Genomic DNA, 19,331 nt, shown 5'->3' on the forward strand with positions numbered 1-19,331 from the left:
CCGATCGAATGTTATTTTGGTTATATAAAAATTCTTAAATAGTCTTTTTAAGAATATCTGGCTTTATCTAGTATTGCTCCCACGCCGCAAGCAGTGCCGCCCACTGCCAGGCATTCATTCAAGGAGCAGCAGCATGAGCGCATCCCTACGTAGCGTTGACGGCCAGGACGAAGCAACCATCTTGCGTGAGATCCAGAGCGCCTTGCGCGATCTGCGTTTCGGCGCGGTGGAAATCACCGTGCACAACGCCCAGGTGGTCCAGATCGAGCGAAAGGAAAAATTCCGCTTGCAGCAGCCGAGCCATAAACCGGGCTGAAGAACCGTTGGGGCTGTGGGAGCAAGCCTTGCTCCCACAGGGCGGGGATTTTTCAGGGCCGTTTGATTCTTGAAGCCATAAGAAACCAGAATTCCAGGAGCTTTCACCATGTCGTCGATTCGCCGTTATGCCTTGGCCGCCCTGGCCAGTGCTGTTTTTGCAGGTTCCGCGGTTGCCAAGGATTACGAACTGCTCAACGTGTCCTACGACCCGACCCGCGAGCTGTATCAGGACTACAACGCCGAATTCACGAATTTCTGGAAGCAGTCGCACCCAGGCGACAGTGTGAAGATCCAGCAGTCCCATGGCGGCTCGGGCAAGCAGGGCCGGGCGGTGATCGACGGCCTGCGTGCCGACGTGGTGACCCTGGCGTTGGCCGGTGACATCGATGAAATCGCCAAACTGGGTAAAACCTTGCCGGTGGATTGGCAGAAGCGCCTGCCGGACGCCAGCACCCCCTACACCTCGACCATCGTGTTCCTGGTGCGCAAGGGCAACCCCAAGGGCATCAAGGATTGGGGCGATTTGATCAAGGACGACGTGTCGGTCATCACGCCGAACCCGAAGACGTCCGGCGGTGCTCGCTGGAACTTCCTGGCCGCCTGGGCCTATGGCCTGAAAGCCAACGGCGGTGACGAAGCCAAGGCCAAGGCGTATGTGCAAACGCTGTTCAAGCACGTGCCGATCCTCGACACCGGTGCCCGTGGCTCGACCATTACGTTCGTCAACAACGGTCAGGGCGACGTGTTGCTGGCCTGGGAAAACGAGGCGTTCCTGGCGCTGAAGGAAGACGGTGGCGCCGACAAGTTCGACATCGTCGTGCCGTCGCTGTCGATCCTGGCCGAACCGCCGGTGGCGGTGGTGGACAAGAATGCCGAGAAGAAGGGCAACGCCGAGATCGCCGAAGCCTACCTCAAGCACCTGTACAGCCCGGCTGGACAGGAAATTGCCGCGAAGAACTTCTACCGTCCGCGTGACAAGGACGTGGCCGCCAAGTACGCCCAGCAGTTCCCGAAACTGGAGCTGGTGACCATCGACAAGGACTTCGGCGGCTGGAAAAGCGCCCAGCCGAAATTCTTCAACGATGGCGGCGTGTTCGACCAGATCTATCAGGCGCAGTAAGCTGGAGCGGGCCTGAACGGGGCTGATGTCAGTCGCGGATAAATCCCTTCGCCACAGGTTTTGTGGTGGGCTTTTAATGACTGGTATTGGCCTAACGGCCCCGATCCATCGTCGGGGCTTTTGCGCGTTTTCAACCAAGGACTTCTATGTCGCGTCGCATCTCACCCGTCATACCCGGCTTCGGGCTGACGCTGGGCTACACCCTGGTGTACCTCAGTCTGATTGTGCTTATACCCCTGGCGGCCATGTTCGTGCATGCCGCCCAGCTCACCTGGGAACAGTTCTGGGCGATCATTTCGGCGCCGCGAGTGCTGGCGGCCCTGAAGCTCAGCTTTGGCACCGCGCTGTACGCCGCGATCATCAACGGGGTGATCGGGACGTTGCTGGCCTGGGTGCTGGTGCGGTACACCTTCCCCGGTCGCAAGATCATCGACGCGATGATCGACCTGCCCTTCGCCCTGCCCACCGCCGTGGCCGGTATCGCCTTGACGGCGTTGTACGCGCCGACCGGCCTGGTCGGCCAGTTCGCCACCGACCTGGGTTTCAAGATCGCCTACACCCCTTTGGGCATCACCCTGGCGCTGACCTTCGTGACGTTGCCGTTCGTGGTGCGCACGGTGCAGCCGGTGCTCGCCGATATTCCCCGTGAAGTCGAAGAAGCCGCCGCGTGCCTGGGGGCCAAGCCGTGGCAGGTGTTTCGCCACATCCTCGTCCCGGCGTTGCTGCCGGCTTGGTTGACCGGCTTCGCGCTGGCGTTTGCCCGTGGCGTCGGCGAGTACGGCTCGGTGATTTTCATCGCCGGCAACATGCCCATGAAAACCGAGATCCTGCCGCTGTTGATCATGGTCAAGCTCGACCAGTACGACTACACCGGCGCCACGTCCATCGGCGTGCTGATGCTGGTGGTGTCCTTCGTCCTGTTGCTGCTGATCAATTTGCTGCAGCGGCGCATTGAAACCCCATAAGGAGGCGCGAACATGTCCCAATCGTCCATTGCCGCCGCTTCCACCAATGCGGCCCGTCGCGGCAGCGCGAGCTCGCGGCGAATCCTGATTGGCCTTGGCTGGCTGATTTTTGCACTGTTCCTGCTGCTGCCCCTGTTCATCGTGGTGTCCCAGGGCCTGAAGCTCGGCCTGGGGGCCTTTTTCAGCGCGATCTTCGAGCCCGACGCGCTGTCGGCGCTCAAGCTCACGGTGATCGCCGTGCTGATCTCGGTGCCGCTGAACCTGGTGTTCGGCGTCAGCGCCGCGTGGTGCGTGAGCAAGTATTCGTTCCGTGGCAAAAGCATGCTGGTGACGCTGATCGACCTGCCGTTCTCGGTGTCGCCGGTGATCGCCGGCCTGGTCTATGTGTTGATGTTCGGCGCCCAGGGCCTGTTCGGACCGTGGCTGTCGGATCACGACATCCAGATCGTGTTCGCGCTGCCGGGCATTGTCCTGGCGACCATCTTCGTCACCGTGCCGTTCGTGGCCCGGGAACTGATCCCGTTGATGCAGGAACAGGGCACCCAGGAAGAGGAAGCCGCGCGCCTGCTGGGCGCCAATGGCTGGCAGATGTTCTGGCATGTCACCGTGCCGAACATAAAGTGGGGGCTGATCTATGGCGTGGTGCTGTGTACCGCCCGGGCCATGGGCGAGTTCGGCGCGGTGTCGGTGGTGTCCGGGCACATTCGCGGGGTGACCAACACCCTGCCGTTGCACGTCGAGATCCTCTACAACGAATACAACCACGTGGCCGCGTTCGCCGTGGCGAGCCTGTTGCTGATCCTGGCGCTCTTCATCCTGCTGCTCAAGCAGTGGAGCGAAAACCGAATCAACCGCCTGCGCGCCAGCGCCGCGGAGGAATAAGTCATGTCGATCGAAGTTCGTAACGTCAGCAAGAATTTCAACGCGTTCAGGGCACTGGACGACATCAGCCTGGACATCCAGAGCGGTGAGCTGGTGGCGCTGTTGGGCCCGTCGGGTTGTGGCAAGACCACGCTGCTGCGGATCATCGCCGGCCTCGAGACCCCGGACCAGGGCAATATCGTGTTCCACGGCGAGGATGTTTCCGGCCACGACGTGCGTGATCGCAATGTCGGTTTCGTGTTCCAGCACTACGCCTTGTTCCGCCACATGACGGTGTTCGACAACGTCGCCTTCGGCCTGCGCATGAAAGCCAAGGGCCAGCGCCCGACCGAAAGCCAGATCGCGACCAAGGTCCATGAGTTGCTGAACATGGTGCAACTGGATTGGCTCGCCGACCGCTACCCCGAGCAACTGTCGGGCGGCCAGCGCCAGCGTATCGCCCTGGCCCGCGCCCTGGCCGTGGAACCCAAGGTGCTGTTGCTCGACGAGCCCTTCGGCGCGCTCGACGCCAAGGTTCGCAAGGAGCTGCGCCGCTGGCTGGCGCGGCTGCACGAGGACATCAACCTGACGTCGGTGTTCGTGACCCACGACCAGGAAGAAGCCATGGAAGTCGCCGATCGGATCGTGGTGATGAACAAGGGCGTGATCGAGCAGATCGGTTCGCCAGGCGACGTCTACGAGAACCCGGCCAGCGATTTCGTCTATCACTTCCTCGGTGATTCGAATCGCCTGCACTTGGGTGAGGACCAGCACGTGCTGTTCCGCCCCCATGAGGTTTCGCTGTCGCGTTCGGAACTGGAAGACCATCACGCCGCCGAGGTGCGCGATATCCGGCCACTGGGCGCCACCACGCGGGTGACCTTGAAGGTGGAAGGCCAGAGCGAGCTGATCGAAGCCGAAGTGGTCAAGGACCACGACAGCCTGGTGGGCCTGGCGAAGGGCGAGACGTTGTTCTTCAAGCCGAAGGTCTGGCAGAAAGTCGCCAGCCTTTAAGCGCTTGGCGAGCAAGCTCGCTCCCACGATGGACCTGAGGTGGCCGCTCATTGCGCCGTCACCACAGTTTCCTCTATGGGCGCGAGCTTGCTCGCGAAGACGACCTCACCTTCACCCCATTCAAATCTGAATAACCGCGCGCAGTCTTGCGCCGATCGGTTCTACCCCCAGGCGTCTCCCTACCTAGACTCTGATGGGCCAGGAGGCGTTGTAAAGGTCCAATGACGGGCCGGTGTTATCTCCTGGTGTCTTGATGCCAAGGAGAGAAAGCATGAACAGTGACCTGGATAACTTCATCGGCCTGTCATCGGCCCTGACCGGTATTCCTTGCGAGCGATTGGCGCCGGCGATCGACCCGATGGGCCTGCCGCGTATCTTCCTCGAGTTCATCACCCCACGCGTCACGCCTGAAGTGCTCGACACCCTGTTGACGCAGTACGCCCGGATGGCGGCCGAACGCCGGCCGGCGGGTCAGATTGCCCAGGCCGTGTTGATGAACGGATCGCGCCCGGCCGTCACCCGGCCCGCACAGGCCGCGCGTTCGATCATGAAGTTGTGGCTGCTGGGCGTCTGGTACCAGCCTTATGCGGCCGGGCTCCACCAGCCGACCGATTCGACGGTGGTGTCCGACCAGGCGTACATCCAGAGCTGGGCCTGGAAAATTGCCCAGGCCCGTCCCAGGGATTACCGCGAGGTCACGCTCGGCCGCTGGGACCTGCCGTCGGCCCATCGACCCTCGCGCGCAGGCCTTGTACCCCGCGACCCCGAGCCTGGCCTCGGCCAGCGCTAAGGGTTGGGCCTCAGGCGGCCGAACGTTGCTGACGCACGGCCACCGGCCCGGCACGTTTCTCGATGGCGTGTTTCAGGTCATGCCTCAACCCCAGCAGGAACCCTGCCTCCGCGACCACGAACAACGGTCCGACGATCAACCCGGTGAGGTCATCGACGAACGCCGGTTTGCGGCCCTCGTAGTAATGGCCGACGAACTGGATCACCCAGCCCACCACGAACATTCCCAGGCCACTGGCCAACCACACCGAGGTGCTCTGGGCGGCCAGGAATTGGCCGAACCATACCGCCAGGCCCAGCAGCACGGTCATCAGCACCCCCAGGCGCAGTTCCAGGCGCAGGTAGAACCAGGCACTGGCGATGGCCACCAGCAGCGCCGGCGAGACCAGGACCGCACCCACTGGCCAGCCTGGCCGCGACAGCAGCACGGCCACGGCGACGAAGATCAGCGGAATGCCAATGAAATGGCTGGCGATGTTGCGCGGGTCGCGGTGGTAGGCGGCGTATTGACTGAGATGATCGACGAGGCTTTTCATTGTTGTTCCTCTTGAGGTGATGCCTGCATGATGCCCAGGTTCGACGCGGCGTTCTGTCAGCTAGCCGACACTTGTCCCGGAGTCTCCATGAATTCGCATCCCTGGCACTCGCACCTGATGGCCGGCCACTGGTACAGCCATCTGCCCGTCGAGTTGCAGCATAGCCTGCTGGACATGTCGCGGGTGCGTCGCGTGCCGGCGGGGCATGCGTTGTTCCGGCGCGGCGACCCGCCCTGCGGGTTGTACGCCGTGCTGGAAGGCGCGGTGCGGGTCGGCTCGGTGAGCGAGCAGGGCAAGGAAGCGCTGCTGAGCGTTATAGAGGCGCCCCATTGGTTCGGCGAGATCTGCCTGTTCGACGGTCAGCCACGCACCCACGACGCGGTCGGTGTCGGGCACTGTACGCTGCTGCATTTGCCTCAGGCACCATTGCTGGCGTTCCTGCAGGCACAACCGATGTATTGGCGGCACCTGGCACTGCTGATGAGCCACAAGTTGCGCCTGACTTTCATCAACCTCGAACACCTGAGCCTGATGCCCGCCCCGGCCCGCGTGGCCCATCGCCTGCTGCTGATCGCCGAAGGCTACGGCGAAATCGAACCGGCCCGCCGGGTCCTGCAACTGCCCCAGGAACAACTGGCGCTGATGCTCTCGCTGTCGCGCCAGACCACCAACCAGATCCTCAAGGACCTGCAGGTCCAGGGCATTCTTCACCTCGGTTATGGCGAGATCGAAATCCTCGACATCGAACGGTTGCGGGCGCTGACGGCGCCTTGAACGCCGCCCTGTCTGCTGACGGGCCTGGCCCCTTCGCGAGCAAGCCCGCTTCCACAGGGGGATCTGTGCCTGGCAAAAATCTCATGTGGGAGCGGGCTTGCCCGCGAAGGGGCCAGATCAATCGCCGCAAACGCTAGCGCAACCCCTCCCGAAACTGCCCGGGCGTCATCCCGGTCCAGCGTTTGAATGCGCGGCTGAAGCTGCTGGTGTCGGCAAAGCCGAGCAGGTAGCTGACTTCGCTCAGCGAGCAATGCGGGTCGCGCAGGTGCAGCAGCGCCAGGTTTTCGCGGCATTCGTTGAGCAGCGCGTCGAAGCGGCAGCCTTCGTCGGCCAGGTGCCGTTGCAGGCTGCGCAGGCTCAGGTGCATGGCTTGGGCGATGCGTTCGGCGCTGGGTTCGCCTTCGGGCAACTGGGCCTCGATGGCCGCACGCACCTTGCGCTCCCACGTCAGTGGCTTGAGCTGGGCAAGGGTGCGTTCCAGCACCGCTTCGTTGTGTTCGGCCAGCTCCGGATTGGCGTCGTCCAGGTGGCTGTCGAAATCATTGAGGTCGAACTCCAGGCAATCCTGGGCGGCGGCGAAGTGCACGGGGCAACGCAAGACCTTGTGCCAGGGGCCAGGGTCTGCCGGTTCCGGGCGCCGCAGGTACACCGCCAGCGGTGCGTAGTCGCGGCCCAGTCGGTTGCGGCAGGTGCGCACATAGATCGCGACGAACGCGTCGATGGCTTCGTAGGCCGGCGCCGGATTGCACGCTGGCACATCGAGGCTGAAGCGGTAGCGGTCTTCGCCGCGGCTCAATTGCAGGGTCAGGGCGTCGCTGACCACCGGGTGATAGCGCACGATCCGCTCGAACACTTCCCGCAGGCTGCCGCTGGCGACCAGGGCATAACCCAGGGCGTGAAACGTGGTGGGGCTGACAAAGCGCGACACGCGCAGGCCGATCGCCGGGTCGCCACTGGCCTGCACCGCCAACGTCCACAAGCGTGTTGTTGCCGAGAGCGGGTAACGGGCGTTCGGGTCGTCCATCAACTGCGGGTCGAGGCCGGCCTCCAGGCACAAGGCATGGCTGTCCAGGCCCAAGGCATCGAGCTGTTTGCGCAGGGCGCGGGTCCAGCTGGCGAGTGAGGTCGGTTCAGGCATGACGATTGGCGCTTGCGGTCAACAGGTTGGCGTATACGGCTACCACCCCATGGGACAACGCCCGGCAGGATGAGCACATCGATAACTAGAGGATGTAAGCCATGCACGGCCGTTGCGCAAGTCCCGAGCGATTGAATGCACAAGAACGATCCGCCCATATTCGCCAGGTGGTGTTGGCCCATGGCGAGCACTTGCGCCAGCGTTACCCGATCCTGCGGCACCAGGATGCGATCGGCGCGGGCATCCTGGCGTTCGCCCTGGCGGGAATGATCGGTTCGGCGCTGCTCTATCTCAACGGGGCGCTGCCCGGATGGGCGTGCCTGCTGCTCAATGCGTTCTTCGCTTCGCTGACCCACGAGCTGGAGCATGACCTGATCCACAGCATGTACTTTCGCAAGCAACGCCTGCCTCACAACCTGATGATGGGCCTGGTGTGGCTGGCGCGTCCGAGCACCATCAACCCGTGGATCCGTCGCCACCTGCACCTGAACCATCACAAGGTGTCCGGCAGCGAGGCCGACCTCGAGGAGCGCGCGATCACCAACGGCGAGCCCTGGGGCTTGGCGCGGTTGCTGATGGTCGGCGACAACGTGATGTCGGCCTTCATCCGGCTGTTGCGGGCCAAGAGCTGGGCTCACAAGCGCGGCATCCTCAAGCGCACGCTGAAGGTCTATTTTCCGTTGGCGCTGCTGCATTGGGGCGCCTGGTACGTGTTCCTCGGCTTTCACGGGGCCAATGCCGTTGCGGGCCTGCTCGGCGCCTCGATCGACTGGTCGGCGGACACGCTGGCGGTGATGCGGGTGATCGACATCGCGGCAGTGGTGATCATCGGCCCCAATGTGCTGCGCACCTTCTGCCTGCACTTCATCAGTTCGAACATGCATTACTACGGCGACGTCGAGCCAGGCAACGTCATCCAACAGACCCAGGTGCTCAATCCCTGGTGGCTTTGGCCTTTGCAGGCGTTCTGCTTCAATTTTGGCAGCAGCCACGGGATCCATCATTTCGTGGTGAAAGAGCCGTTCTACATTCGCCAGCTCACGGTGCCGGTGGCCCACAAGGTGATGCGCGAGATGGGCGTACGGTTCAATGATTTCGGTACTTTTGGCCGGGCGAACCGGTTTGTGCGGGAAGAGGGTGTGGCGCGGGAGAAGGTGAGTGCGGCCCAGGTTTGAGACGCACCACTTCAGGGACAAACACAGAACCTGTGGCGAGGGGATTTATCCCCGCTGGGCTGCGCAGCAGCCCCTTTGACCTGCCGTCTCGTAATGTCAGGCTTGATTGCGTTCAACCTCTTTGGGGCCGCTGCGCGACCCAGCGGGGATAAATCCCCTCGCCACAGGTGCATGTAGGGCCTGAAGAATGAGTTAGAACCGATAACTCACCGTCGCCGCCACATTGCGCTCCTCACCCAGGTAGCAATAGCTCAGGCTGGCGCACGAGGCGACGTAGTTTTCGTTCGTCAGGTTGTTCGCATTCAGGCGCACATCGACCCCTTTGAGCCCGACCTTGCCCAGGTCATACCCCACCGAGGCATCGAACAGCGTATAGGACGGCACCTTCGTGGTGTTCTCCGCGTCGGCCCAGCTGTAGCCGACATAGCGCACGCCACCGCCCAGGCGCAGGCCGTCGAGCGCGCCGCTGTCGAACCGGTAGTCGGCCCAGAGCGAGGCCATGTGCCGCGGCGCCTGGGTCGGTGAGTTGCCTTTGTTTTCGATGATGTCGGTGGCGCTGCTGAGGGTGCTGATCATCGACTTCGAGTATTCGATATCGGTAAAGGTGTAGCTGCCCAGCACCTTGAGCTGCTCGGTCAGTTGCAGGTGCGCTTCCAGCTCCAGGCCCTGGGAGCGCACGGCCCCGACGGCGCGGTAGAAGTTTTCCTGGGGCAGCTTGGTCGCCAGGTTCTCCTGGTCGATGCGAAACAGCGAGGCCGTGTACAAGTCATCGGTGCCCGGCGGCTGGTATTTCAAGCCCAGCTCCCATTGCTTGCCGTCAGTGGGTGGCAGTGGGTTGCCGGCGCTGTCGGCGTAGGAGTTGGGGTTGAACGACTCCGAATAGCTGATGTACGGGGCCAGCCCGTTGTCGAACAGGTACAGCGCACCGGCGCGACCGGTGAGCTTGGTGCGCTTGTCGTTGATCTCGGTGCCTTGCGGGCGACCGGATTCGGCGATGCGGTTTTCATCGGAGGTTTCGACCCAGTCCTGGCGCAGGCCCAGGGAAAAGCGCCACTGGTCCATTTCGATCAGGTCTTGCAGGTAGACGCCGGTCTGCTCCAGGCGCCGCAGGTAGCTGGTGGGACTGAAATAGGTAATGGCGGCGTTGCCGTAGGTCGGATCGAAGGCGTTGATTGGGGCCAGGCTGCCGCTGGTCCAGTCGACCACGGTCTTGCGGCGTTGGTAGTCGGCACCCATCAGCACGGTGTGTTTCGTCGCGCCGGTAAAGAACTCGGCTTGCAGCATGTTATCGACGATGAAGGCGTGGAGTTTTTCCTCGGCGCCGCTGTAGTAGCGGTTCAGCTCGTTGCTGGTGGGGGTGGTCCAGCCGTAGGCGTAGACCTGGTCGTTCTTGACCTCCGAATCCAGGTATCGGAAGTTCTGCCGCGCCGTGAAGACGTCGTTGAAGCGATGTTCGAACTGGTAGCCGAACGACTGCTGGTCCCGTTCATACCCATCGATGCCCGGCTCGCCCTCGAAAAAGTGTTCGGAAATCCGCCGGCCGTTGCGCGAGTGCAATGTGCCGTCGGCCGGCATGCCGCCGTGGTAGCCGCCCTCCGGGTCATGCTGCAGGTAGGCCTGGAGTGTCAGCGAGGTGTCTTCGCTGAAGTCGATGTTCACCGTGGGGGCGAGGGCGAAGCGCTTTTCCTTGTTGTGGTCGAACTGGGTGTCGGAGGTGTCCGCCAGGCCGACCAGGCGATAAGTGATGCGTTTGTCGTCATCCACCGGTCCGGTGAAGTCAAAGCCCATGCCGCGCTGGCCCTGGGTGCCGACCGTGGCCTGGACCTGGCGATAGGCTTCGTACAAGGGTTTCTTGCTGGTGAGGGCCACCAGGCCACCGGGGGAGCTGCGGCCATAGAGCACCGAGGACGGTCCCTTGAGGATATCGACCCGCTCCAGGAAATACGGGTCGATCTGTATGGAACTGTAGGTCCCGCTGTCGCCCATGGATTTGAGGCCGTCGAGGTAGATGTTGTCTACCGAGCCGTCGTTGAAACCGCGCATGGCCACGTAGTCGTAGCGATGAGTCGCTCCGTAGGGGTTGGTCAGTACGCCGGGGCTATAACGCATGGCCTGGGACACGGTTTGCGCGCCTTGGTCGTCCATTTGTTCGCGGGTAACCACGGACACGCTTTGCGAGGTTTCCCGCAGGGCGGCGCTGGTCTTGGTGGCAACCTGGCTGTGGGTGGCGTTGTAGCCTTCCATGCTGCCCAAGGCGTTGCCCAGCGCGAAACCCTTGATGTCCGTGGTGGGCAGTTCCAGGGCGTTGTCGGCGGGCGCGGCTTGCAGCACGTAGCTGCTGCCGTCCTGGCTGACCGCAACCAGGCCCGTTCCGCTGAGCAGGTGGCTCAGGGCCTGGTCGGGCGAATAGTCGCCCTTGAGTCCGGGCGATTGGACGCCGCTGGTGTGGGTCGGCGTGCTGGCCAGGGTGATGCCGGCCTGGCGGGCGAATTGATTCAAGACCTCGCTCAGCGGGCCAGCCGCGATGTTGTAGCGCTGATGGCTGGCCGTCACGCCATGGTCGGCGGCGACCGCCAGCAGCGGCAGGGCGCCGACGCCCAGCACGGTGCAGAACAGCGCGGCGTGGACCGCCTGGCACAACAGGCCCGGTTGCGCGCGCAGGCCTAAGGAATTGCGGTGAAGTAAGCGCTCAGTCATTGTGGGTTCCATTGGAGTCGCTGAAGGCAGATAAGCGTTGCTTACTGTCCTAGCCGGACACCGGCTCGAAACCCGCCAAAAAAAATCAAGCCAGCCGTTCCACCGTGACCCACCACCGGGTTCGGTAGCGTATCTGCACCGGCAGCGTACGGGGCAGGACCGCCAGCAATGTGTCGGTGTCCTCCAGGCGAAACACCCCTGACAGGCGCAGGTCGGCGATGGACGCCGCGCACTTCAGCAAGCCCGGGCGGTAGCGGCCCACCTCACTGAGAAAGTCCTCCAGGCGCATGTCGCGCGTGACGATCAAGCCGTCCGCCCAGGCACTGGTGTCCATGTCCAGCGAGGCCGCCAGCGTCGTGGTCGACGGGGTGAGCACATAGCTTTGCCCGGCAGTCACCTGGAGGGGCGCACCACTGCCGCTGGAGTGGGAACGGATCGCCACCGTGCCGCGGGTGACGCTCAAGCGCGTGCAGTCGCTGTCCTGGCGCACGACGAAGCGCCCCTCGACGGTCTCGAACAGGCCGTGTCGGCTTTGTACCCGCAAGGGCCGCGCGGTGTCGCGGTTGCAGGTGAGCATGATTTCCCCGCGCACCAGGGTCACCCAGCGATGGTCGGCGTTGAAATCCAGGTTGGCGGCGCTGTGGGTATTGAGTTCGAGGCGGGAGCCGTCCGGCAGCTGGAAGCCGCGGCGTTCGCCCGTGGCGGTGGCGAAGTCGGCGCTCCAGGGTTGCCAAGGCGACGTTTTGCCCAGCCAGGCGACACCCCCACCAGTACAAGGCCCGACAGCAGCTTCAGCGCCTGGCGGCGAGCGAGGCGCTGGGCGCTGTTTTCCAGGGTGTCGAGGGCCGTGTGGACGCCGGGCACTGCCCGCAGGTTCGTGGTCAGTTCGCTGTGCAGCGATTGCACCCGTTGCCAGGCCCGTTCGTGCGCCGGGTCGGTCGCGCGCCAGGCGTCGCATTGTCGGCTCAGGGCAGGATCGGGGGCGTGGTTGCGCAGGCGCAGCAACCAGTTGATCGCTTGCCTGACGACCTGTTGCGACGGATCACTGGGGCGGGGGGCGTCCAGCGGTTCAGCTTTCATAGCGCAACACATAGCAGTGGTACAGCGCATCGGCGACATGGCGCTCCACCGATCGCAACGAGATCCCCATCTGTTCGGCGATCTGTTTGTAGGTGAGGCCCTCGCACTGGGCCAGCAAAAAGGCCTTGCGCACTTTTGGCTTGAGGCCTTCGAGCATCCGTGCGATGGCTTCCAGCAGTTCCAGAATCAAGGCCTGGGCTTCGGCCCCGGGGTTTCGGCGGGCGGCAGGTGGGCAATGGTTTCAAGGTAGGCGCGCTCGATTTCTTCCCGGCGCCAATGATCGATTACCAGGCCATGGGCGATGGTGCGCAGGAACGCCCGCGGGGCCTTGAGCTCCAGGCGTTCGCTGCGTTGCAGTAGGCGCACGAACGTGTCCTGGGCCAGGTCCGCCGCATCGGCGGCATTGCCCAACCGGGTGCGCAACCAGGTGTTGAGCCAGCCGTGATGATTGCTGTAGAGCGCCTGAACTGCAAACTCGGGAGACGACATGAACGCGACGGGCCTGGTATCACAAATGATAATAGGTCGCATTGTCATCATGGTCCGATGAATTTGCAACCACCGTTCGCCCCGCCATGGCCTTCCGTCGCCCATTTCTGTTAAGCGCTCATTTTTTTCAGGCGTTGGCCGACAGCCTGATATGTGTGCACCAAAGTGGAGCGGACCACCTGTCCTGCCCGCGCTGTTACATGGATTGTTGCAACCGGAATGCACCCCACTCCCTGCATAAGAAGCCTCGTCGATGAATCTGAAGTTCAGCCACAAAATCCTTCTAGCCGCCTCCGGTGTGGTGGTGCTGGCGTTTGCCCTGTTCACGTTCTACAACGACTATCTGCAGCGCAACACCATCGGCCGTAGCCTTGAATCCTCCATCGCACAATCCGGCGACCTCACGGCCAGCAGCGTCCAGAACTGGATGAGCGGGCGCGTGCTGGTGCTGGAGAACCTGGGGCAGAACATCGCGCACCAGGGGGCTGCCGCCGACCTGGCGGGGCTGGTTGACCAACCGGCGCTGACTTCCAATTTCCAGTTCACCTATGTGGGCCAGGCCAACGGGGTCTTCACCCAGCGGCCCGACGCCAAAATGCCTGACGGCTACGACCCGCGCCAGCGCCCTTGGTACAAGCAGGCGGTGACCAGCGATAAAACCATGCTGACCCCGCCGTACTCGGCCGCCGTCGGTGGCCTGGTGGTGACCATTGCCCTGCCGGTGAAGAAAAACGGTGAACTGCTGGGCGTGGTGGGCGGCGACCTGAGCCTCGATACCCTGGTGAAGATCATCAATTCGGTGGATTTCGGCGGTATCGGCCATGCGTTCCTGGTCAGCGGCGACGGTCAAGTGATCGTCAGCCCGGACAAGGACCAGGTGATGAAGAACCTCAAGGACATCTACCCAGGCACCCCGGTGCGCATCGGCAAGGGCATCCAGGAAGTCGAGCTGAACGGGCAGGACCGGATTCTCTCGTTCACCCCAGTCACCGGCCTGCCGGGCGCCGAGTGGTACATTGGCCTGTCGATCGACAAGGCCAAGGCCTACGCGCCGCTGAGCCAGTTCCGTACCTCCGCATTGATCGCGATGTTTGTCGCGGTGGCGGCCATCGCCTTGCTGCTGAGCCTGCTGATCCAGGTGCTGATGCGTCCATTGACCACCATGGGCCGCGCCATGCAGGACATCGCCCAGGGTGAAGGCGACCTGACTCGCCGGCTGGTCGTGCAGGGCAAGGATGAGTTCGCGGTACTGGGGGGCTCGTTCAACCAGTTCGTCGAGCGTATCCATGCCTCGATTAGCGAAGTGTCTTCCGCTACCCGCCAGGTGCACGACCTGTCGCAGCGAGTGATGAGCTCGTCCAACGCTTCACTCGTGGATTCGGATGAGCAGAGTGCTCGCACCAACAGCGTGGCGGCGGCCATCAACCAGTTGGGCGCCGCCACCCAGGAAATCGCCCGCAACGCCGCCGATGCCTCGCAGCAGGCCAGTGGTGCCAGCGAACAGGCCGACGATGGTCGCCAGGTGGTGGAAAAAACCATCCAGGCCATGACCGAGCTGTCGCAGAAGATCAGCCTGTCGTGCACCCAGATCGAAACCCTGAACGCCAGCACCGACAACATCGGCCACATCCTGGACGTGATCAAGGGCATTTCCCAGCAAACCAACCTGCTGGCCCTGAACGCGGCCATCGAAGCGGCCCGTGCCGGTGAAGCCGGGCGTGGTTTTGCGGTGGTGGCCGACGAGGTGCGCAACCTGGCGCACCGCACCCAGGAGTCGGCGGAAGAGATCCACAAGATGATCACCTCGCTGCAAGTGGGCTCCCGCGAAGCGGTGACCACCATGAACGCCAGCCAGGCCTCCAGTGAAGAAAGCGTCGAAGTTGCCAACCAGGCCGGCCTGCGGCTGGTCAGCGTGACGCAGCGCATCGGCGAGATCGACGGCATGAATCAATCGGTCGCCGCCGCGACCGAGGAACAGACCGCCGTGGTGGAAACCCTCAACATGGACGTCAGCCACATCAACCTGCTGAACCAGCAAAGCGTGGCCAACCTCAATGAAACCCTGAGGGACTGCGACGCCCTGTCCCAACAGGCCAATCGCCTGAAACAGCTGGTAGACAGCTTCAAGATCTGATCCACCGCATCGTCGGATCGCCGCTCGGAGCTGGCTCGCTCCCGCAGGGGATTGGGGGTGGACCCGGATCTCGGATCTACCCCGGAACCAGTTGTGGGAGCGAGCTTGCTCGCGATAGCGTCAGTCCAGCCAGCATCACCACCACTGATCCATTGCCATCGCGAGCAAGCTCGCTCCCACAGGAGATGGTGGCCTGGGGTTATTTGAACATCGCCTGTACGTTCCCCATCGCTTCATCGGCGAAGCCTTGCAGGAAGTCCCTGAAGCCCAACGGGGTGTGGGCGTCGGTGTGGTCGGCGATGATGGTCCAGGTGGCGCGGCAGCGGTTGTCCGTCAGGGGGTCGACGCGCATCGCCGCCCACAGGTTGTCGATGCCCAGGGTGTTGTAGATCAGTGTCCAGGTCATGTGCATGGCCTGGTCGTCGCGGCTGTTGAGCTGCTCCACCACCAGGTTCTGCCCATCGGCGAAGAACTTCTTGCGCAGCGACCTCTCGCCCTCGCCCGTCATTTCGATGCGCGCCAGCGCCGGGATGAAACGGTTGAAGCCGCCAAAATCACCTACCACGTCCCACACTTGAGCGGCAGGGGCCGCTACGTCCACCGAGGTTTCGACCTGGCAGGCGTGGGGGTTCTTGATCAGGGTGTCGGGTTGTAATGCAGTCATGGTCTTGCTCCTTGCGTGAGTGAGGGTGGTTCAAATGAAATCGATGGCCTTGAGGTACTCGGCGCCGCGCCGTAGCAGGGCCGGGGATTTTTCCGGGTAGCGCGCGCCCATCTGCCGCACACCGGTGCGGGCGTTGTCGTGGCGGATCAGCGAGATATCGCCGATGTCTTCCTCGAACCCGTTGAGGTAGAACCCCAGTACGCCGAACAGCGCGTTGTCGGCATCGACCCGGCCCAGTTGCCGTTGCCAGTCGGTGACGCTCACCAGGGAAAACTCCCGGCCGCTGTCGCGGAACGACGCCACGTAGGCATCCCAGCTCAACGGCTCGGGGTTGTGCAGGTTGAACACCGCTTGCGCCGGCTGGTAGCGGCTGGCGTGGAAAGCGATGAAACGGGCCAGGAAGTCCACCGGCATCAGGTCGAAATTGAGCGATAGGTCGGGCACCTGGCCGAGCTGGATCGAACCCTTGAGCATCAGCATCAGGCGGTTTTTGTGGGGCTGGCAGACCCCGGTCAGGCTGTTGAAGCTGATGTTGCCGGGGCGAAACAGGTTGACCCACACCCCACGATCCCGGGCCCGTTGCAGGATCCGTTCGCCGACCCACTTGGACAGGTTGTAGCCGTTCTTGATGTAGATCGGCGGCGTGGGCGCGGCGGGTTGTTCCAGCACCTGGCCGTTGGCATCCAGGGCGCTGGACGCCGACAGCGTGGAAACGAAGTTGAAGATTTTCTTACTGCGCCCCTCGCACAGGCGCAGGCATTCGAAAATCGGCTCCACGTTGTCCCGCGCCAACGACTCGTAGTCGAGCACGTGGTTGACGTGGGCGGCGTTGTGCACCAGCGCGCCGAACGTGCGGTCGATGCGGGCGTAGACGTCGTCCGCCAGGCCCAGTTGCGGTTGGGTGATGTCGGCGGCGTAGACGCTGACGCGGCTCAGGTCCAGGTGGGTCAGGCGGTTGTCCTGCAAGGCCTGGGAAAAACGTTGCGCCGCACTTTGCCCGGCAGACGCGCGCACAAGGCAGGCGACTTCGGTGGCGCCCCAGGCCAGCAAGGCTTCGACGATGTGCACCCCGAGAAAACTGTTGGCGCCGGTCACCACGACTTTGTGCACGTCACCGCACTGGCTGATGGGCAGCGGGTCGAGGTTGAGCTCGGCTTCGGCGTCAATGAACGCCTGGGGACTGAGGGTCGACGTCTCGTGTTGTTCGGGGCTGTCGAGCAATTTTGCCAAGGTCAGCAAGGTGGGTGCCTCGATGAACCGGTTGATCGACAGGCTGCGCCCGAACGTCTGGCGAATGCTCAGCAACAGTTGCGACAGCAGGATCGAATGCCCGCCCAGGTTGAAGAAACTCTCATCCGTCGCGATGTCCTCGGCCGGCACCTCCAGCAGCTCGGCCCACAGTTGGCGCAACTGCGTTTGCAGCGGGGTCTGAGGTTGTCGTCGCTGGCCGCCGACCTGGACCTGCACCGACATCGCGAGCAAGGCGCGGCGATCCACCTTGCCGTTGCTGGTGTAAGGCAGGCTCGGCAGTTCAACGTAGGCCGCCGGGTGCATGTAGCTGGGCAGCGAGTCTTGCACATGTTCGCGCAGGGCCTGGAGCGCGGCGCCGGGGCGGTCCTCCTCGGGATGAACCAGGAAGGCCAGGATCCGTCGCCGCTCATCCACGCCCACCGCCACCTGGCGAAACAACTGGCGCTCGCGCAGGCAGTGTTCGATTTCCTCTGGCTCGACCCTGAAGCCGCGAATCTTCACCTGGTTGTCCCGGCGGCCGCAGAGCTCGATGCCGGCGGCGGTCCACTGAGCGATATCACCGGTGCGATAGACCCGCACCGTTTGCCCGCCGGGCAGCGCCAGGTCGAGGTAACGGGCGGCGGTCAGCGTCGGATCGTTGAGATAACCCAGGCCGACCCCCGGCCCGGCGATGTAGAGCTCGCCGGGCGTATCCTGGGGTACCGGTTGCAGCTGCTCGTCCAGGATCAGCACCCGAGCGTTGGCGATGGGCACGCCCAGGTTGCGGTTGCTGTCGCCGACCGCGAATGGCCGGGTGGTCACCAGCACCGTGGTTTCGGTCGGGCCATAGATGTTGTGGAACGCACATTGTGGGGCGAGACGTTCGATCACGAACGGCTCACAGACATCGCCGCCGGTGATCAGGTGCGACAGGCCCAGGGGCTCGTCGAGGGGCATCACGCTCAACAGCGCCGGCGGCAGGAAGGCATGGGTGACCTGCCGGGCGTGCATCAGCATGACCAACTGCTGCGGATCGCGGCGTTGGTCTTCGCTGGGCACCACCAGCAGGGCGCCGCGGATGAACGTTGGCAGGATATCCAGCAGCGATGCGTCAAAGTTGATGGTGGAAAACTGCAACGCCCGGCTGTCGCGCTGCAACCCGACGTAATCGCCGTACCAGGCACAGAAATGGCTGAGGTTGCGATGGCTGAGCAAGACGCCCTTGGGCTGGCCGGTGGTGCCGGAGGTGTAGATCGCAACGGCCGGCTCGTCGCCGTCCACCACGCGGCGGATCAGCGAGGTCGGCAAGCCTGGCTTGAGTGCCGGCAAGCGCAGCACATCCAGCGTCGGCAGCGCGAGCTCGCCCAGGTCACTGTCGCCGGCGTGCAACAGCAGGTCTGCCTGGGCGTTCTCCAGGATGAAGCGCCGACGTTGTGCCGGGTGTTGCGGGTCCAGTGGCAAGTACACCGCGCCGCAACCCAGCACCGCCAGAATCGCTGCATACAGGTGTGCGGATTTGGGCAGACATACCGCAATCACCTTTTGCGAGCTAGGCTGGTGAGAGCAAGGCTTGCCCGCGATAAACGATGACTTGGTCTGGTTGGGTACCGCTGTGTCTGTATCGCGGGCAAGCTTTGCTCCCACAGGGCTGGATTGCCCTGGGTCTGCATGTTCCAACCGCTCCAGCAGCGCCTGCTGCAGCCTCAGCGTCAGGCCGCGCAAGGCCTTGTAGTCGATGCATTGCCCATCGACCCACAGGGCCGGTTGCGTCACGTCGTCGAGCATGCGCTGTTCGATGTCGTGCATCACCGGCACGTCGGCGGCGGCCAGCAGCCAGGGCACCGGCGGCCGATTGAAAGGGTGCTCGAAAGCCAGCGGCTCCAACGCATCGAGCCCGTGCAGCGGCTCGGCAACTGCATTGTCCTGCACCAGGGGCCAATGCTCGAAGCAGGTTTCATCCCGCGAGAACTGACTGACCAGCTGCGCCAACTGCTCGACCACCACCGCCTGCGTGCGCAGCCGCAATGACTGGCCATTGCCGCAGCGTTGCGGGGCGATTGTCTCCTGGCATAACACCCGCTGGTCGCCGTCGCGAATAATCACGGTCGGTTGCGGCAAGGGGTCACCGGGCAGCGTGCGCAGTGCCACGCGCACCTCAAGACGCATACGGGTTTGAACGGCGCACGGCTGCGTACCGTCGTCAATCAACAGGTCGAGCGCGGCAGGGACGGCCGATGTGTGCAGATCCACCACACCATGGCCGTGCAGTTCCAGTTCCTTGGCCAGTTCGGCCATGGCCTGGCTGCTGCCAGGCACTGCAATGTCGAGGCGTCTCATGGAAAGGTCC

The 19,331-nt window shown here is 63.4% G+C and carries 14 protein-coding genes and 2 pseudogenes; 9 read left to right on the plus strand and 7 right to left on the minus strand.

Annotated features, from left to right (window positions below):
* Nucleotides 1-133: 133 nt before the first annotated feature.
* The 6 genes from oscA to KI241_RS00725 all read left to right on the plus strand — a co-directional run bounded on the left by oscA (nucleotide 134) and on the right by KI241_RS00725 (nucleotide 5,068).
* Nucleotides 134-316, plus strand: a complete 183-nt coding sequence (oscA, locus tag KI241_RS00700) for a sulfur starvation response protein OscA (RefSeq protein WP_042732574.1) — start codon at nucleotides 134-136, stop codon at nucleotides 314-316.
* Nucleotides 317-424: 108 nt separating this feature from the next.
* The gene (locus KI241_RS00705; RefSeq protein ID WP_042732573.1) at nucleotides 425-1,438 is read left to right on the plus strand and encodes a sulfate ABC transporter substrate-binding protein; all 1,014 of its coding nucleotides are present in this window, start codon (nucleotides 425-427) and stop codon (nucleotides 1,436-1,438) included.
* Between the two features lie 146 nt (nucleotides 1,439-1,584).
* A complete protein-coding gene (cysT, locus tag KI241_RS00710) occupies nucleotides 1,585-2,403 on the plus strand; it encodes a sulfate ABC transporter permease subunit CysT (protein ID WP_013692011.1) in 819 nt (272 codons plus the stop codon).
* 12 nt (nucleotides 2,404-2,415) lie between these two features.
* Nucleotides 2,416-3,285, plus strand: a complete 870-nt coding sequence (gene cysW / locus KI241_RS00715) for a sulfate ABC transporter permease subunit CysW (protein WP_123579732.1) — start codon at nucleotides 2,416-2,418, stop codon at nucleotides 3,283-3,285.
* Nucleotides 3,286-3,288: 3 nt separating this feature from the next.
* Nucleotides 3,289-4,278 (plus strand): sulfate ABC transporter ATP-binding protein, encoded by a 990-nt coding sequence (locus KI241_RS00720; protein WP_042732007.1) that lies wholly within the window; start codon nucleotides 3,289-3,291, stop codon nucleotides 4,276-4,278.
* Nucleotides 4,279-4,549: 271 nt separating this feature from the next.
* Nucleotides 4,550-5,068, plus strand: a complete 519-nt coding sequence (locus KI241_RS00725; RefSeq protein WP_042732006.1) for a hypothetical protein — start codon at nucleotides 4,550-4,552, stop codon at nucleotides 5,066-5,068.
* 10 nt (nucleotides 5,069-5,078) lie between these two features.
* Here KI241_RS00725 and KI241_RS00730 read toward each other — a convergent pair whose 3' ends face one another.
* Nucleotides 5,079-5,603, minus strand: coding sequence for an Mpo1-like protein (locus KI241_RS00730; RefSeq protein ID WP_042732005.1), 525 nt, complete (start codon nucleotides 5,601-5,603; stop codon nucleotides 5,079-5,081).
* Nucleotides 5,604-5,690: 87 nt separating this feature from the next.
* On the opposite strand from KI241_RS00730, the gene KI241_RS00735 reads away from it, so the two are divergent.
* The gene (locus KI241_RS00735; RefSeq protein ID WP_042732004.1) at nucleotides 5,691-6,377 is read left to right on the plus strand and encodes a Crp/Fnr family transcriptional regulator; all 687 of its coding nucleotides are present in this window, start codon (nucleotides 5,691-5,693) and stop codon (nucleotides 6,375-6,377) included.
* Nucleotides 6,378-6,510: 133 nt separating this feature from the next.
* Here KI241_RS00735 and KI241_RS00740 read toward each other — a convergent pair whose 3' ends face one another.
* Nucleotides 6,511-7,515 (minus strand): AraC family transcriptional regulator, encoded by a 1,005-nt coding sequence (locus tag KI241_RS00740; RefSeq protein ID WP_212803238.1) that lies wholly within the window; start codon nucleotides 7,513-7,515, stop codon nucleotides 6,511-6,513.
* 101 nt (nucleotides 7,516-7,616) lie between these two features.
* Here KI241_RS00740 and KI241_RS00745 point away from each other — a divergent pair, with 101 nt between their 5' ends.
* Complete coding sequence (locus tag KI241_RS00745) at nucleotides 7,617-8,690, plus strand: fatty acid desaturase (protein ID WP_042732002.1); 1,074 nt, start codon at nucleotides 7,617-7,619, stop codon at nucleotides 8,688-8,690.
* Nucleotides 8,691-8,882: 192 nt separating this feature from the next.
* On the opposite strand, the gene KI241_RS00750 is transcribed toward KI241_RS00745, so the two are convergent.
* The 3 genes and pseudogenes from KI241_RS00750 to KI241_RS00760 all read right to left on the minus strand — a co-directional run bounded on the left by KI241_RS00750 (nucleotide 8,883) and on the right by KI241_RS00760 (nucleotide 12,956).
* The gene (locus tag KI241_RS00750; protein ID WP_042732816.1) at nucleotides 8,883-11,387 is read right to left on the minus strand and encodes a TonB-dependent siderophore receptor; all 2,505 of its coding nucleotides are present in this window, start codon (nucleotides 11,385-11,387) and stop codon (nucleotides 8,883-8,885) included.
* An 85-nt stretch (nucleotides 11,388-11,472) separates the two neighbouring features.
* Nucleotides 11,473-12,467 (minus strand): annotated as a pseudogene (locus KI241_RS00755) (FecR family protein).
* Nucleotides 12,457-12,956: pseudogene (locus KI241_RS00760) on the minus strand (sigma-70 family RNA polymerase sigma factor). The pseudogenes KI241_RS00755 and KI241_RS00760 overlap by 11 nt, the downstream one beginning before the upstream one ends.
* A 253-nt stretch (nucleotides 12,957-13,209) precedes the next feature.
* On the opposite strand from KI241_RS00760, the gene KI241_RS00765 reads away from it, so the two are divergent.
* Nucleotides 13,210-15,090, plus strand: a complete 1,881-nt coding sequence (locus KI241_RS00765) for a methyl-accepting chemotaxis protein (protein ID WP_047736252.1) — start codon at nucleotides 13,210-13,212, stop codon at nucleotides 15,088-15,090.
* Nucleotides 15,091-15,289: 199 nt separating this feature from the next.
* On the opposite strand, the gene KI241_RS00770 is transcribed toward KI241_RS00765, so the two are convergent.
* Both KI241_RS00770 and KI241_RS00775 read right to left on the minus strand, forming a co-directional pair.
* Complete coding sequence (locus KI241_RS00770; protein ID WP_042730639.1) at nucleotides 15,290-15,754, minus strand: SRPBCC family protein; 465 nt, start codon at nucleotides 15,752-15,754, stop codon at nucleotides 15,290-15,292.
* Between the two features lie 30 nt (nucleotides 15,755-15,784).
* Nucleotides 15,785-19,321, minus strand: a complete 3,537-nt coding sequence (locus KI241_RS00775; protein ID WP_042730638.1) for a non-ribosomal peptide synthetase — start codon at nucleotides 19,319-19,321, stop codon at nucleotides 15,785-15,787.
* Nucleotides 19,322-19,331 lie beyond the last annotated feature (10 nt).

The sequence above is a fragment of the Pseudomonas sp. Cab53 genome (assembly GCF_018325965.1).
Taxonomy (GTDB): Bacteria; Pseudomonadota; Gammaproteobacteria; order Pseudomonadales; family Pseudomonadaceae; genus Aquipseudomonas; species Aquipseudomonas chlororaphis_E.